The organism is Pseudomonas sp. GR 6-02 (assembly GCF_001655615.1).
GTDB lineage: Bacteria > Pseudomonadota > Gammaproteobacteria > Pseudomonadales > Pseudomonadaceae > Aquipseudomonas.
Genome location: NZ_CP011567.1, coordinates 5,482,475 through 5,497,874, shown reverse-complemented (window position 1 = coordinate 5,497,874; position 15,400 = coordinate 5,482,475). Strand labels below are relative to the sequence as shown.

General features: G+C 60.3%; 14 protein-coding genes. 6 read left to right on the top strand and 8 right to left on the bottom strand.

Features of this window, described 5'->3' with window-relative positions; genetic code table 11:
- Window positions 1-19: 19 nt before the first annotated feature.
- From PGR6_RS24290 to dksA, 4 genes are all read right to left on the bottom strand, one after another.
- Window positions 20-2,974 carry a sensor histidine kinase gene (locus tag PGR6_RS24290; protein ID WP_026286733.1) on the bottom strand — a complete coding sequence of 985 codons (2,955 nt, stop codon included), beginning with the start codon at window positions 2,972-2,974 and terminating at the stop codon, window positions 20-22.
- Entirely contained in the window at window positions 2,958-3,134 is a 177-nt protein-coding gene (locus PGR6_RS30055; RefSeq protein WP_003176118.1) for a hypothetical protein, read from the bottom strand. The genes PGR6_RS24290 and PGR6_RS30055 overlap by 17 nt, the downstream gene beginning before the upstream one ends.
- A gap of 77 nt (window positions 3,135-3,211) precedes the next feature.
- Window positions 3,212-4,108: a tRNA glutamyl-Q(34) synthetase GluQRS gene (gene gluQRS, locus PGR6_RS24285; protein WP_064620367.1), complete on the bottom strand. Its 897-nt coding sequence runs from the start codon at window positions 4,106-4,108 to the stop codon at window positions 3,212-3,214.
- 219 nt (window positions 4,109-4,327) lie between these two features.
- Window positions 4,328-4,768, bottom strand: coding sequence for an RNA polymerase-binding protein DksA (gene dksA / locus PGR6_RS24280; RefSeq protein WP_007902025.1), 441 nt, complete (start codon window positions 4,766-4,768; stop codon window positions 4,328-4,330).
- A 333-nt stretch (window positions 4,769-5,101) separates the two neighbouring features.
- Here dksA and PGR6_RS24275 point away from each other — a divergent pair, with 333 nt between their 5' ends.
- Window positions 5,102-6,274, top strand: a complete 1,173-nt coding sequence (locus PGR6_RS24275; protein WP_064620364.1) for a pyridoxal phosphate-dependent aminotransferase — start codon at window positions 5,102-5,104, stop codon at window positions 6,272-6,274.
- Entirely contained in the window at window positions 6,274-6,987 is a 714-nt protein-coding gene (sfsA, locus tag PGR6_RS24270) for a DNA/RNA nuclease SfsA (protein WP_064620362.1), read from the top strand. Before PGR6_RS24275 ends, sfsA begins: the two co-directional genes overlap by 1 nt.
- Here the strand turns inward: sfsA and PGR6_RS24265 are convergent.
- Window positions 6,984-7,301: a Rieske (2Fe-2S) protein gene (locus PGR6_RS24265; RefSeq protein WP_064620359.1), complete on the bottom strand. Its 318-nt coding sequence runs from the start codon at window positions 7,299-7,301 to the stop codon at window positions 6,984-6,986. The genes sfsA and PGR6_RS24265 overlap by 4 nt on opposite strands.
- Window positions 7,302-7,549: 248 nt before the next feature.
- Here PGR6_RS24265 and PGR6_RS24260 point away from each other — a divergent pair, with 248 nt between their 5' ends.
- Genes PGR6_RS24260 through PGR6_RS24250 form a run of 3 tightly spaced genes read left to right on the top strand, consistent with a single transcriptional unit; the run spans window position 7,550 to window position 10,179 of the window.
- A complete protein-coding gene (locus PGR6_RS24260; RefSeq protein WP_167331204.1) occupies window positions 7,550-8,533 on the top strand; it encodes a FecCD family ABC transporter permease in 984 nt (327 codons plus the stop codon).
- Entirely contained in the window at window positions 8,533-9,300 is a 768-nt protein-coding gene (locus PGR6_RS24255; RefSeq protein ID WP_064620355.1) for a heme ABC transporter ATP-binding protein, read from the top strand. Before PGR6_RS24260 ends, PGR6_RS24255 begins: the two co-directional genes overlap by 1 nt.
- Window positions 9,301-9,312: 12 nt before the next feature.
- Window positions 9,313-10,179, top strand: a complete 867-nt coding sequence (locus PGR6_RS24250) for a ChaN family lipoprotein (protein WP_064620352.1) — start codon at window positions 9,313-9,315, stop codon at window positions 10,177-10,179.
- A 268-nt stretch (window positions 10,180-10,447) separates the two neighbouring features.
- Here the strand turns inward: PGR6_RS24250 and PGR6_RS24245 are convergent, their stop codons facing one another.
- The 3 genes from PGR6_RS24245 to PGR6_RS24235 all read right to left on the bottom strand — a co-directional run bounded on the left by PGR6_RS24245 (window position 10,448) and on the right by PGR6_RS24235 (window position 12,954).
- A complete protein-coding gene (locus PGR6_RS24245) occupies window positions 10,448-10,720 on the bottom strand; it encodes a TfoX/Sxy family protein (protein ID WP_009050884.1) in 273 nt (90 codons plus the stop codon).
- A 241-nt stretch (window positions 10,721-10,961) separates the two neighbouring features.
- Window positions 10,962-11,306 carry a pentapeptide repeat-containing protein gene (locus PGR6_RS24240; protein WP_018930211.1) on the bottom strand — a complete coding sequence of 115 codons (345 nt, stop codon included), beginning with the start codon at window positions 11,304-11,306 and terminating at the stop codon, window positions 10,962-10,964.
- A 91-nt stretch (window positions 11,307-11,397) separates the two neighbouring features.
- Window positions 11,398-12,954 carry a bifunctional aminoglycoside phosphotransferase/ATP-binding protein gene (locus PGR6_RS24235; RefSeq protein ID WP_064620349.1) on the bottom strand — a complete coding sequence of 519 codons (1,557 nt, stop codon included), beginning with the start codon at window positions 12,952-12,954 and terminating at the stop codon, window positions 11,398-11,400.
- Window positions 12,955-13,073: 119 nt separating this feature from the next.
- Here PGR6_RS24235 and mrcB point away from each other — a divergent pair, with 119 nt between their 5' ends.
- On the top strand, window positions 13,074-15,392 hold the full coding sequence (mrcB, locus tag PGR6_RS24230) for a penicillin-binding protein 1B (RefSeq protein ID WP_064620347.1): 2,319 nt from the start codon (window positions 13,074-13,076) through the stop codon (window positions 15,390-15,392).
- The last annotated feature ends 8 nt before the right edge of the window (window positions 15,393-15,400 follow it).

Here is a 15,400-nt window from a genome sequence, read left to right as displayed (position 1 = left end):
TTCGATACTCTCGACGGTCTCAGTTCACAGCGGACGTCGCTTCGACATGACGCGGTAAGGTCACCCGGATACGGGTGCCGCGTTGGCTTTGAACATCAGCCGGGCTGTCGATGGTGATTTGTCCATAATGCTCTTCAACGATGGAATAGACCAGTGCAAGGCCCAGACCGGTGCCTTCGCCAGGATCCTTGGTGGTGAAGAAGGGTTCGAACAGTCGGTCCATGATGCTCGAGGGAATACCGCTGCCTTCGTCTTCGACGATCAGATCGACCGTGTGTTCGCCGGCTTCGCTCTTGACGCGCACTGCACTGCCCGGAGGCGAGGCGTCACGGGCGTTTGAGAGCAGATTGATCAATACCTGGGCGAGCCGCTGCGGGTCGCCTTCGACCCAGTGATCGGGGTCGCACAGGTTGTAGAACTGTACTTCGAAATTGCGCCGGTTCAAGGCCAGCAGGCCGATGGCATCCTGGGCCACTTCCGCCAGACAAACGGGCTCGTCGCTGTGCTGATGAGCGCCCGCGTGGGCGAAGCTCATCAGCGACTGAACGATGCGTGACACGCGTTTGGTCTGCTCGAGGATCTGCCCGCTGATTTCCGTGAGTTCGGCGTCTTCTTCACGTTCTTCGCGCAGGTTCTGCGCGAGACAGGCAATGCCGGTGATCGGGTTGCCGATTTCATGGGCCACGCCGGCCGCCAGTCGGCCAATGCTGGCCAGGCGCTCGGAGTGCACCAGTTTGTCTTCGAGCATCTGGGTTTCGGTCAGGTCTTCCACCAGCAGCACCAGGCCGCTGTTACCCGGTGCCAGCGGTTCGTCGATCGCCGCTTTGTGCAGGTTCAGCCAGCGGGTCTGGCCATCGAGGGCCAGGTGCTGCTTGTGCAAGTGTTCGTCCGGCAGATTGATGAAGCCTTGCAGCAGCTCTTTCCACGGGTCGGCAATGGTGCTCAGGCGCGAACCGACCACACGCTGCGCGGCAATCCCGGTCAGCTCCTCCATGGCTTTGTTCCACATGAGGATTTCCTGATCCTTGGCCAGCGAGCACACGCCCATCGGCAATTCCTGCAGGGTTTGGCGGTGGTAGCGACGCAGGGCATCGAGTTCGGCGGCAAGGCCGGTGAGGCGCGAGTGGTAATCCTCGAGGCGACTTTCGATGAAGTGGATGTCTTCGGTGACGTAGTTTTCGCCGCCGGCCTTATAGGGCAGGAAGGTTTCGACCATGTCCTGCGCCACGCTCGGGCCCATCAGACCGGAGAGGTTGGCTTCGATACGGTCACGCAAACGACGCAAGGCGTAAGGCCGGCGTTCGTCGAACGGCAGATAAAGGTCACGCAGCGCTTGTTCGACTTCTTTCTGCGCCGCCTTGGCGCCCAGCGGTTTGGCCAGTTGCGTGGCGAATTCCTGAGGCGAGGCGGCATGCAGTTCGCGGCGTTGCGGGCGGCGAACGTTGTCCACCGCGCAGGCTTCGGCGGCGCTGGCCTCTTCGGGGCTGGCGTTGGTGAACAGTGAGATCAGGGTGAACATCAGCACGTTGGCGGCCAGCGAGGCAATTGCCGCCATGTGCCAGCTGGTGTCGTCCAGCACGTAAATCATGTTCAGCAACGGAATGTAGAAGCCTTGCAGATTGCCGACCAGCGGCAACAGCATGGTCACCAGCCACACCAGAATCCCCGCCAGGAGGCCGGCGATGAAGCCTCGACGGTTGGCGGTCGGCCAGTACAGCACCGACAACACGCCCGGCAGGAACTGCAACGTGGCGACGAAGGCGACGATGCCGAGGTTGGCCAGGTCCTGTTCCGCGCCCAGCATCAGGTAGAAACCGTAGCCGGCCATGATGATCGCGACGATCAGTGCCCGGCGGGTCCATTTCAGCCAGCGGTAGATATTGCCCTCGGCCGGTGGCTGATAGAGCGGCAGCACCAAGTGGTTCAGTGCCATCCCGGACAGCGCCAGCGTAGTAACGATGATCAGCCCGCTGGCTGCCGACAATCCACCGACATACGCCAGCAGCGCCAGGGCTTTGCTGTTGGCGGCGATGCCGATGCCCAGGGTGAAATATTCCGGATTGGTGGTGGCACCGAGTTTCAACCCGGCCCAGAGAATCAACGGCACTGCCAGGCTCATCAGCAGCAGGAACAGCGGCAAGCCCCAGCTCGCGCTGACCAGCGAACGCGGGTTGAGGTTTTCGGTAAAGGTCATGTGGTACATGTGCGGCATGACGATCGCCGAGGCGAAGAACACCAGCAGCAGCGTGCGCCATGGGCCTTCCTGCAGAGGCGTATGCAGGGCAGCGAGGGCGGTCTGGTTTTGCAGCAGCCACAGTTCCAGCTGTTGCGGGCCGTCGAACACGCCGTACAGCGCATACAGGCCGACACCACCAATCGCAATCAGCTTGATCACCGACTCGAAGGCGATTGCGAACACCAGGCCTTCATGTTTCTCGCGGGTGGCGATGTGGCGCGAGCCGAAGAAAATCGTGAACAGCGTAATCAGCGCGCAGAAACTCAGGGCCACGCGATGCTGCACCGGCTCGCGGGTGAGGATGCCGATGGAGTCGGCCACCGCCTGAATCTGCAACGCCAGCAACGGCAGCACGCCGACCAGCATGAAAATCGTCGTCAGCGCACCGGCCCAGGTGCTGCGGAAACGGAACGCGAACAGGTCGGCCAGCGATGAGAGTTGGTAAGTGCGGGTGATTTTCAGGATCGGGTACAAAAGCACCGGCGCCAGCAGAAACGCCCCGGAAACCCCGAGGTAGCTGGACAGAAAACCGTAGCCGTACTGATACGCCAGGCCCACCGTGCCGTAAAACGCCCAGGCACTGGCATAAACGCCCAGCGACAGGGTGTAGGTCAGCGGATGGCGAATGATCGCCCGGGGGATCATGCCCCGTTCACTGATCCAGGCTACGCCGAACAGCACCGCCAGGTACGCGGCGCTGATCAGGATCATCTGGGTCAGGCTAAAGCTCATCGGCATCTTTTTGGCTCTGCAGGATGAAGGTCACGACGATCAGAATCAGCCAGAGCAAATAAGGGCGATACCAGGCGCCAGTGGCGTCGATCCACCAATCCATGATGGCCGGGGAGAACAGATAAATCCCCACTACCAGGAGCAGGACCAAGCGATAGATGTACATCCCGGCCTCTCTCTTTTATGCGCGTGCCCGAAAACGTGCGGCGATGGTAACGGATGGGTGCGCCACTGCAAGTGGCATCACTGCAGTTGCGCTTCAGGCAACGTCAGTGTGCGCGGGATCAGCGACGCATCCCAGTGGACAATGCCCCAATTCAGCACTTCCTGTGGCGTGGCGTCATTGAGTTCGATAACGGGAGTGTGCCCCAGCGCCCGCAATGCGCGCAGCAACAGCGGCGTAGCCTGATCTTCGGTCAGCGGCGGTGAGCGATAGGATTTGCCGAGTTTGTGGCCGTCCGGCTGGGTAATCAGCGGGATGTGCAAGTAGCGCGGTTGCGGCAGGCCGAGCAGTTCTTGCAGATAGAGCTGGCGTGGCGTGGAGTCCAGCAGGTCGGCGCCGCGCACGATATCAGTGATGCCTTGCCAGGCATCGTCCAGCACCACCGCCAATTGATAGGCGTAGAGCCCGTCACGGCGACGAATCACGAAGTCGCCGACCTCACGGCCCAGATGTTGACGGAATTCGCCCTGTACCCGGTCGATGAAGTGGTATTCGAGCTCCGGTACACGCACGCGGATCGCAGCATTCTCGGTGCCGTGCCCCGCGTTGCGGCAGAACCCGGGATAGATGCCGTGATACGGCTCCAGTTGCTTGCGCGAGCAGGTGCATGCGTAGGCCAGGCCCTGGCTGAACAGGCGATTGAGGACTTCGGCGTAGGCCGCGTGGCGGTCACTCTGTCGGACCATCTCGCCATCCCATTCGAAACCATAGCTTTCCAGCGCCTTGAGAATCGCCGCCTGAGCACCGGGCTCCTCGCGTGGCGGATCGAGATCCTCCATTCGCACCAGCCAGCGCCCGCCGACCGAACGGGCGTCGAGGTACGAGGCCAGCGCTGCAACCAGCGAACCGAAGTGCAGATGCCCGCTGGGCGTGGGGGCGAAGCGCCCGATGTAGGCGGAAGAGGCGATGGCGGTCATAAGGGCGATGTCAGGCTGTCCAATCGTATTGAGCACGGCTTGAAGCCGCCTTCACGAGCAAGCTCAGCTCCTACAGGAGATTGCGCCAGCCTTTGTAGGAGCGAAGATTGTTCCGGGCGGCGATCCGACGAAGGCGATTTCGAAGTCGCAACAAATATCAGCAAATATCAGAAACAAAAACGGAGCGTTCGCACGCTCCGTCTTTCGTTCAAGTCGAGATTACTTGCCGACTTGCTTTTCCTTGATTTCCGCCAGGGTCTTGCAGTCAACGCACATGTCGGCGGTAGGACGGGCTTCCAGTCGCTTGACGCCGATTTCGACGCCGCAGGACTCGCACCAACCGTATTCTTCGTCTTCGATCAGTTGCAGGGTCTTGTCGATTTTCTTGATCAGCTTGCGCTCACGGTCGCGGGCGCGCAATTCGAGGCTGAATTCCTCTTCCTGGCTGGCACGGTCTGCCGGGTCAGGGAAGTTGGCCGCTTCGTCTTTCATGTGATCAACGGTACGGTCGACTTCCTGCATCAAGTCCTGTTTCCACTTGTTCAGGATCTTGGTGAAGTGAGCACGCATGGGTTTACCCATGTACTCTTCGCCCTTCACTTCTTTGTAGGGTTCGAAGCCGCTGATCGACTGATTTTGCTGCTTTGCTTGGGTGGGCATGAAATGGACCGCCTCTACTCTTGTAATCCATTGCGCAGGATTGCTCCATCACCGACACCTGCCGGCCCTGCGGCTGCAAGCGGGCGAACTTACCAGATCAAATCGGACCGCGCTACTCCCGGATGTCGAGCCCGCGGCCCGTGGTGCTTGCAAAAGATTGCAAAGCTTCGTCTGGTGGCTAGGGAGACCTGATCAATTATTGATTTTAGCCAAACCTGAGACATACGCTTGAATCGATTGAGACCAGCATTATATGGCTCTGACCGCTTTAGGCTCTCGCTCGTTCCTGCGCTTGGGTAGAATCAATTCTTTTCCCCGTTGTAAGGAAGGCTAATGGCTCTGTCCTACAGTGCGCGCAGTCGCGCTATCGAACCGTTCCACGTTATGGCCCTGCTGGCGCGGGCCAACGAGCTGCAAGCGGCTGGCCACGACGTGATTCACCTGGAAATCGGCGAGCCGGACTTCACCACCGCCGAACCGATCATCCAGGCCGGCCAGGCCGCGCTGACGGCGGGGAAGACCCGTTACACCGCCGCTCGCGGCATTCCTGAGCTGCGTGAGGCCATTTCGGGTTTTTATCAGCAGCGTTATGGGCTGAACATCGATCCGCAACGCATCCTGATCACGCCTGGCGGTTCAGGCGCATTGCTGTTGGCCAGTGCCTTGCTGGTGGACCCAGGCAAGCACTGGCTGCTGGCCGACCCGGGTTACCCGTGCAACCGGCACTTCCTGCGCCTGGTGGAAGGTGCGGCGCAACTGGTGCCGGTCGGCCCGGACGTGCGTTATCAACTGACCCCGGACCTGGTCGCGCGTCACTGGGATCACGACAGCGTCGGCGCCCTGGTCGCATCGCCGGCCAACCCCACCGGGACCATCCTGACCCGTGATGAACTGGCCGGGCTATCCGCGGCGATCAAGGCCCGCCACGGTCATTTGGTGGTCGACGAGATTTACCACGGCCTGACTTACGGCACGGACGCGGCCAGCGTGCTGGAAGTCGATGACGGCGCTTTCGTCCTCAATAGCTTTTCCAAGTATTTCGGCATGACCGGCTGGCGCCTTGGTTGGCTGGTCGCACCTGAAGCAGCGGTCGGTGAACTGGAGAAGCTCGCCCAGAACCTCTACATCAGCGCACCGAGCATGGCCCAGCACGCGGCATTGGCCTGCTTCGAGCCCGCCACCATCAGCATTTTCGAGGAGCGCCGCGCCGAGTTCGGTCGACGTCGCGACTTCCTCCTGCCAGCCCTGCGGGAATTGGGTTTCGGTATCGCCGTAGAGCCGGAAGGCGCGTTCTATTTGTACGCCGATATCAGCAAGTTCGGCGGCGATGCCTTCGCGTTCTGCCGGCACTTCCTCGAAACCGAGCATGTTGCAATTACTCCGGGCCTGGACTTCGGGCGTCATCAGGCCGGGCATCATGTGCGGTTTGCCTACACCCAAAGCCTTCCGCGCTTGCAAGAAGCAGTCGAGCGGATCGCCCGCGGTTTGAAGAGCTGGCAAGGCTGATGCGTTTTCATCCTCCCCTTGAAGAGGGGCGCTTGATTCGTCGTTACAAGCGTTTTCTTGCCGATATCGAAACCGTTGGCGGCGAGTTGCTGACCATTCACTGCCCGAACACTGGCTCGATGCTTAACTGCCAGGTCGAGGGCGGGCAAGTCTGGTTCAGCCGCTCCACTGACGCCAAGCGCAAGTTGCCCGGCACTTGGGAAGTTGGCGAAACCCCACAGGGGCGGCTGTTCTGCGTGAACACCGGGCGCGCCAACGGCTTGATCGAGGAGGCGTTGCAGGCCGGCGTCATCACCGAGTTGAACGGCTTTACCGAACTGAAGCGCGAAGTGGCCTATGGTCAGGAAAATAGCCGCATCGATTTTCGTCTCGATTACCCGGGCGGGCCGGCTTATGTGGAAGTCAAAAGCGTCACCCTGGGCTTTGATGGCTCGGCGGTGGCGGCATTTCCTGACGCGGTGACCCAGCGTGGGGCCAAGCATTTGCGCGAACTGGCGCATTTGGCCAGGGACGGGATTCGGGCAGTGCAGTTGTATTGCGTGAACCTGACAGGGATCGACGCGGTGCGTCCTGCCGAAGAAATCGATTCGGCCTACGCAGCTGCGTTGCGTGAGGCAGTGGCGTGTGGAGTCGAAGTGCTGGCGTATGGCGTGCGCTTGACTCACGAAGAGATGGTGGTCGATCGGCGACTGGATGTGCTGTTGAACGGTTAGAGCGTGACCCAGATTCCTTGCTCATCTTCGTGGCAGGGGATGCTGGTCAGGGATTGTCCGGCGCAGGGGCCGGCGACGCATTCACCGTCCTCGATCAGAAACAGTGCGCCGTGGGTCGCGCACTGGATCAAGCTGTTGCTGGGGTCGAGAAACTGGTCGGGCTGCCATTCCAGCCCGACGCCCCGGTGCGGGCAGCGATTTTCATACACATACACCCGACCGCCCCGGCGTACGGCCAGGAGCTTCTGGCCGTTGACGTCGAAACCGCGACTGCTGGCGTCAGCCAATTCGGCGCCTGTGCAAAGAAGCTTCATGTCTATCCTCAAGTCCTGCGGCTCGTGACCCGGTATGTCCGAGCTTGACGTTCAAATGCAAGCAATTATCAAATGACGGCTCGCCCGCAGGGCGATTACCGGATGCCGAGAATACTTGGCCTGTCATGACTATGCCCGGGAAACCTTTAAAGGAGGCTATTTATGCACCTGTTCGATCCCGGTACGACTGGCCAATGACCCTTCTGATTAAACCTCGTGCGTTGTTCATTGGCTTAAGCCTGTTGTGTTTGCTGGCGATCTGGTTGTCGCTGGCGTTGGGGCCGGTGAGTTTGCCGTTGTTCGACACCTTGCGCGCGGCGCTGCGCTTGGTCGGCCTGCCGATTGCCGCCGACGGGTTGGAGCAGGCCGAACTGATCCTCGGGCAAATCCGCCTGCCGCGAACCTTGCTCGGTTTGGCGGTGGGCGGGGTTCTGGCGCTGTCTGGTGTGGCAATGCAGGGGTTGTTTCGCAATCCTCTGGCCGATCCGGGCCTGATAGGGGTGTCGAGCGGCGCGGCATTGGGCGCGGCTATCGCGATTGTCGGCGGCTCGGTATTCGGTGGACTGCCTGAATCCTTCGGGCCATATCTGTTGTCGGTGTGCGCGTTTCTCGGCGGGTTGGGGGTGACGGCGCTGGTCTATCGACTGGGGCGACGCAATGGCCAGACCAACGTCGCGACCATGCTGCTGGCCGGTATTGCATTGACTGCCCTGGCTGGTTCGGCGGTCGGGCTCTTCACTTATCTGGCGGATGACGCGACCCTGCGCACCCTGACGTTCTGGAACCTGGGCAGCCTTAACGGCGCCAGTTATGCGCGACTCTGGCCGTTATTGCTGGTGAGTACCGGTGTGGCACTGTGGTTGCCGCGTCGGGCCAAGGCCTTGAACGCATTATTGCTGGGGGAGTCGGAGGCTGGCCACCTGGGTATCGACGTCGAAGGACTCAAGCGCGAATTGGTGTTCTGCACGGCGTTGGGTGTCGGCGCGGCGGTAGCTGCGGCGGGGATGATCGGGTTTGTCGGCCTGGTGGTGCCGCATCTGGTGCGACTGCTGGTCGGCCCCGATCATCGGGTGTTGTTGCCGGCGTCGGTGTTGGCGGGGGCCAGTCTCCTGTTGTTTGCTGATCTGGTGGCGCGGCTGGCGCTGGCGCCGGCTGAGTTGCCGATCGGGATTGTCACGGCCCTCATCGGCGCGCCGTTCTTTCTGTATTTATTGCTCAGAGGGCGTGCCTGATGTTGCGAGCGCAGAACCTGCAAATCCGCCGCGGTCGAAAAGTTGTCCTGACGGACATCACCCTCGAGCTTAAACCGGGCGAAGTCCTCGGCGTGTTGGGGCCTAATGGCGCCGGCAAAAGCACGTTGCTCGGCGCCCTGTGCGGAGAATTGCCGGCGGACCATGGCAGCGTCTGGCTCGATGAGCGTGAGTTGAGTCATTGGAACGGAGCGCAGCGAGCCCGGCGTTTGGCAGTATTGCCGCAAGTGTCGACCCTGGACTTTGCCTTTCGCGTCGAAGAAGTGGTCGGCATGGGCCGTCTGCCTTATCAAAGCGGTCGGGTCCGGGATGAGGAGATTGTCGCCGCCGCGTTGCAGGCGGCCGATGCGGGGCACTTGAGCGGTCGCAGTTACCTGGCGTTGTCCGGTGGCGAACGTCAGCGGGTGCATTTGGCGCGGGTGTTGGCGCAGCTTTGGCCGGGCGAGGCGGGGCAGACGTTGTTGCTCGATGAGCCGACGTCGATGCTCGACCCGCTGCATCAGCACACTACTCTGCAAGCGGTGCGTGAATTCGCCGATCGCGGTGCGGCGGTGCTGGTGATCCTGCATGATTTGAATCTGGCGGCGCGTTATTGTGATCGCCTGTTACTGCTTGAAGGTGGGTGTCCTGTGATGCTGGACACGCCGGAACAGGTATTGCGCCCGGAACCGCTCAAGGCAGTGTTCGGGCTGGAAGTATTGGTGCAAACGCACCCGGAGCGTGGGCATCCGCTGATCATCGCCCGCTGAGGTGTTTTAGGGATGAAAACACGCGTGATGGTTTTTCTGGCCGCGCTGTTACTGAGTGCTTGCCAGCATGTAGCGGTGCCGCCGGTCAGCGGCGAAATCCGGGATTTGCGCAGCGGTCAGACCCTGACCGCGCAAGAACTGCTTGCACGGTTGGCGGAACCTTCGCGGTTGATCGTCGGCGAGCAGCATGACAATCGTGATCACCATCAACTGCAATTGTGGTTATTGCAGGCACTGGGTGAGCGACGGCCTCAAGGCAGTCTGCTGCTGGAAATGTTGACGCCGGCTCAGCAACAGCGCGTCGATGACGTTCGGCATACCTCACCGCTGCCGACCGATTTGTCCGGGGCATTGGCCTGGCAGCCGGGATGGGACTGGAATCTTTACGGGCCGATCGTTCGTTTTGCCCTGACTCAGCCGTACCCGTTACTGGCGGCCAATCTGGACACGCCTGAAGTCCGTACTGTCTATGCCAAACCGCCAACATTGAGCGGTGCGCGTTCCAACGCTCCGACGGTCAGGAACGAGTTGCTGGCACAGATCAGCGATTCCCACTGCGGCTTGCTGCCTGAATCACAGATGCCCGCGATGCTGGCCGTGCAGCAGCAGCGTGACCGGCGGATAGCCGAGCGATTACGGGCGGCACCGATGCCTTCACTGTTGTTTACCGGCGCGTTCCACGCCCGCAAGGATGTCGGGGTGCCGATCCATGTGCTGGACCTGGGGGAGCCCAAGGCACCAACGGTATTGATGCTGGCGGAGCAGGGCGCTGAGGTCACGTCGGCCATGGCCGATTACGTCTGGTATACGCCCACCACGCCACCGCAGGATTACTGCGCGCAAATGCGCAAGCAGTTCGGCAAGCCGTCAGGCCAATAAGATCACGCGAGTTTTCCACAGGCAAAAAAAGACCCGGCAAGAGCCGGGTCAAATAACCGTGATTAGCCTGATGAGGAGATAATCTGAGAGTCCGAACCAAGGGCTTTTCAGAATATCGACCAGTCTCGCGACCAGTTGTGATAATCATAGCGATTCTCATTACCAAGTCAACCGCTGATTTCTCGTATTCGTGAAACACGTCATTCCTTCGCTGGAAAGCCTCGTAATCATTGGGTTTCAGGCTGTGCGTTCGAGTGAAATTATCCGTTCAATTCTTGTGGCGAGACGAAATAGCATCCAGCTGTTTGTTCAAGGCTTCCTTGCGCTCGGCGGGAATGTCGTTCCAGTGGACATCCATCAACGCGCCTTCAATCGCATACAACAACACCTTGGACGCCCGAAAACCGCGAGTGCGCACGGCCCGATAAGCGTCCACAGCTCCCAGCCGACGCAAGTCCGAGGCACTGTGGATGCCCACGGCATGCAGCCATTGCGCCGACGTCTTGCCAAGATTCTTCAGGTGTTGCAGTTCATCATTCATCAAGCCTCCTTGCGACAGCCGAATGGTGCGTGGGCGAGCCTCTCAGCAGTGTAGCCATCAGTAGGAAAAGCGTGATTGTTTGGTCGGTTTCGACGCAAAAGCTTCTAAGAGGAAAACTCAAGAAGCGGCGTGAAAAGGCGGAGCATGTAGTCCGAGGGCGTGTGGGAAATTGAGTTTTCGAGCAAAAAAAGTACAACGTCCAGCGCAAGGCGGGGGCGCTGGACTGGGTGAGACGTCGCTTTTAGCGGGTGCGATAACGCAGGCGTGTACCGAAATTCATCGACATCAGGATCTCATCGGCACTCAGCTCCGGCGGGAAGTAGGCGCCGGAGATCTGCGCGTGGGCCAGGCTCGCGCCTTCCAGGGATGAGTTGCGAAAGTCGACGCCGCGCAAGTCGGCAGAGCGAAAGTAGGCATCGGTGAAGTCGATGCCGTCGGCGTTCAGTTCACGCAGATCGAGCCCGCGGAAGTCACCACCGACCATGTCGATAGGTCCATCTTTCGGGCGTTCATTGTTGAAGCTTGTGATGTCGTCTTTGTGCAGCAAGGCATAAAGCGGGGTGTCGAGAAGTTTTGGCTGGCTCATGTCACATCACCTGATGGTTTTATGACGCCAGTATAGTGCCACTATTTGGCAGCCGTGAAGCCGGTGAGGGCTTCACGGTTGAAATAGTTTCTTACAGACCAGGCAGGCGCTGGCGAATCTGCGCAACGACCGTATCGAGGGTGCCACTTTCATTGGTCTGGACGCGCTTGCTGCAGAGGATTTCTGCTGGCGTCAGTGCCTCGCGGCTGGCTTGCTGGGCGGCGATAACAGCCAGGTTGGCGTCGGACGGATCGTTGTTGTCCGCCTGGCGTTGCTTCAACCAGCTCTCGATCACCGCTTGTGGAGCGTCGCAATCGAGGATCAGGAACGGCGCGCCGGTGGCCTCGGCGATTTTTGCCGCGCTGTCGCGTTGGTCGCGCTTGAGATAAGTGGCATCGATCACCACCGGGAAGCCGGCACGCAGAATTACATTGGCAACCTCATGCAGGCGGGCATAGGTGGCGACGCTGGCGTCGGCGCTATAGATGCCGGCCTGCGGGTCGTTCGGTACGGTCTGTTCGCCGAACATGCGCTTGCGCTCGACATCCGAACGCAGGCGAATGGCACCCAATGCTTCCACCAGGCGCATGGCCACATGGCTTTTGCCGACGGCGGAAACACCGTGGGTGATCGCCAGGAAACGCGAAGGAATGGTGCTGTAGCTTTCCGCCAGGTTGGCGTAGTTGCGGTACTGACGCAGAGTGGTAGCGCGCTGCACCGGGTCGGCCTCGGCCGGCATGCTGAACAGGCTGACCTTGGCGCGAACCAGGGCGCGGTAGGCTTTATAGAAGTTCAGCAGCTCAAGACCCTGGTAGTCGCCGGTCAGTTCCAGGTATTGGCTGATGAAACGGCGCGCCAGGCTCTTCAGGCCGCGGTCTTCCAGGTCCATTGCCAGGAAGCCGGTGTCGGCGTAAACGTCGGTGAAGCGGAACGGTTCGTTGAACTCGATGCAGTCGAAGATCACCACTTTGCCGTCGATCACGGTAGCGTTGCCCAGGTGAATGTCACCATGGCATTCACGAATGAAGCCGTCGGCCTTGCGCTGGGCGAACAGTGGCTTGAGGCGCTCGAAGCTGCTTTCGGCCCAGGCTTGCAGTGCCTCGAGTTGCAACAGATCGGCCTTGTCGCTGAGGAACGGAAGGATCTGTTCGAAGTTCTGCCGTACCGGCGCCATGACGCTGTCCGGCGTGCCGGCTTCGTGTTCGGCAGGCACTTTCGGCGCACTGAGGTGGAATTGAGCGATCTGTGCGGCCATCGCGTCGATGTGCGTGGTAGTCAATTCGCCGTTGGCTTGCAGGGTGCTGAGCAGTTGGCTTTGCGGGAACTGACGCATTTTCAGGGCGTAATCGACAACCGGACCATCGCCGCCCAGTTGTGGCGCCTCGGCACTGCCGGTGATCGGTAGCACTTCAAGATACAAGTCATGGGTCAGGCGCTGGTTCAGGCGCAGCTCTTCGCCGCAGAAATGCTTGCGAGCTTCGAGACTGGTGAAATCGAGGAAGCCGAAATTCACCGGCTTCTTCACTTTATAAGCATAGGGACCGGTGAGTATCACCCAGGAAATATGGGTCTCGATGACCTGGAACCCTTCTACGGGATGCGGGTAGAGGGCCGGGTTTTGCAGGGCAGCGATCAGGGACTGGCTCACAGGTGATCCTTCAGAGTCTGGGGGGAAATTCAAGGCCGTCATTATGGCTGCAAGTCCGTCCGACGCAAACCTCAGAGGGCTCCTGTTGAGTATGAATAAAGTGCGTATAATCCGCCGCCATGACTCGATCTCGATCCCCCCGCACCCCTAAAAAACCACCTTCCAAGGGCATGCGCCCCTGGCTGGGCTGGGCCCTTAAACTCAGCCTGGTCGGCCTTGTGGTGCTGGCCGGGTTCGCGGTTTACCTCGACGCCGTGGTTCAGGAGAAGTTTTCCGGCAAGCGCTGGACCATCCCGGCCAAGGTGTACGCGCGCCCGCTCGAGCTGTTCGTCGGACAAAAGCTCAGCAAGGACGACTTCCTCACCGAACTCGATGCCTTGGGCTACCGACGCGAAGCTGTCAGCAACGGCCCCGGCGCGGCAGCGGTCAATGGCAATACCGTCGACTTGAACACCCGAGGCTTCCAGTTCTATGAAGGCATGGAGCAGGCGCAGCCCGTGCGCGTGCGGTTCTCCGGCGATTACGTGGCCGAGCTCTCGGCGACCAACGGTTCGAAGCTTTCCGTGGTGCGACTGGAGCCGCTGCTGATCGGCGGGATTTACCCGAAAAACCTTGAAGACCGCATCCTGATCAAGATCGATCAGGTTCCGCCGTATCTGCTCGAAACCCTGGTTGCTGTAGAAGACCGGGATTTCTACAGCCACTGGGGCGTGTCGCCGAAGTCGATTGCCCGAGCTATCTATGTCAACACCTCGGGCGGCAAGATGACCCAGGGCGGTAGTACGCTGACGCAACAGTTGGTCAAGAACTTCTACCTCACCAGTGAACGCAGCCTGACCCGTAAGCTCACCGAAGCCATGATGGCGATGTTGCTTGAGCTGCATTACGACAAGAGCGAAATTCTTGAGGCTTACCTCAATGAAGTATTCGTCGGCCAGGATGGTCAGCGCGCGGTGCACGGCTTCGGCCTGGCCAGCCAGTTTTTCTTCGGGCAGCCATTGTCCGAGCTGAAACTGCATCAAGTCGCTTTGTTGGTGGGCATGGTCAAGGGGCCGTCCTATTACAACCCGCGCCGCAACCCTGAGCGGGCTCTGGAGCGGCGCAATCTGGTGCTCGATGTTCTGAAGGAGCAAGGCGTTGCCAGCGCCGAACAGGTTGAGGCGGCGAAGAAAATGCCACTGGGTGTGACCACTCGCGGCAAGTTGGCCGACAGCTCGTTCCCGGGCTTCCTTGATCTGGTTAAACGTCAGTTGCGCGAAGACTACCGCGACGAAGACTTGACCGAAGAAGGGCTGCGAATCTTCACCAGTTTCGACCCGATCCTGCAGATGAAAGCCGAAGCCTCGGTCAACGACACGTTCAAGCGCCTGGCCGGGCGCAAGGGTTCCGATGACGTGGAAGCCGCGATGGTCGTGACCAACCCGGAAACCGGTGAGGTCCAGGCCATGATCGGCAGCCGTCAGGCGAGTTTTGCCGGTTTTAACCGTGCGTTGGACGCGGTGCGACCGATCGGCTCTTTGATCAAGCCGGCGGTTTATCTGACCGCTCTTGAAAAGCCGAGCCAGTACACGCTCACCAGTTGGCTATCGGACGACTACTTCTCGGTCAAAGGCGCGGACGGTCAGATCTGGAAACCACAGAACTATGATCGCCGTTCCCACGGCACGGTGTTCCTGTACCAAGGGTTGGCGCATTCCTACAACCTGTCGACCGCGCGTCTCGGGTTGGCGGTGGGCGTGCCGAATGTCTTGAAGACCCTGGCACGCCTGGGCGTAAGCCGCGAATTCCCGGCGTTCCCGTCGATGTTGCTCGGTGCCGGCGGTATGACCCCGATCGAAGTGGCGACCATGTACCAGACGCTGGCCAACGGCGGGTTCAATACGCCGATGCGCGGGATTCGCAGCGTACTGACTGCCGAGGGCGAGCCGCTCAAGCGTTATCCGTTCCAGATTCAGCAGCAATTTGATCCGGCGTCCATTTACCTGATCCAGAACGCCATGCAGCGCGTCATGCGCGAAGGTACCGGTAGTTCGGTTTATAACGTGTTGCCGAAAACCCTGACCCTGGCCGGTAAGACCGGTACCAGTAACGATTCGCGGGACAGCTGGTTCGCCGGTTTCAGTCAGGATCTGCTGGCCGTGGTCTGGCTGGGGCGCGATGATAATGGCAAGACACCGTTCACCGGTGCCACCGGCGCGTTGCAGGTCTGGACCAGTTTCATGCGCAAGGCCGATCCGCTGCCGCTGGACATGCCGCAACCGGACAACATTGTTCAGGCCTGGGTCGATTCGCGCACTGGTCAAGGTTCCGAAGCCAACTGCCCAGGTGCGGTGCAGATGCCGTATATTCGCGGCAGTGAACCGCCTCCCGGTGCTGCTTGCGGTGGTGAAAGCCCTGCAGAATCGGTGATGGATTGGGTCAAGGGCTGGATGAATTAAGCAAAGAG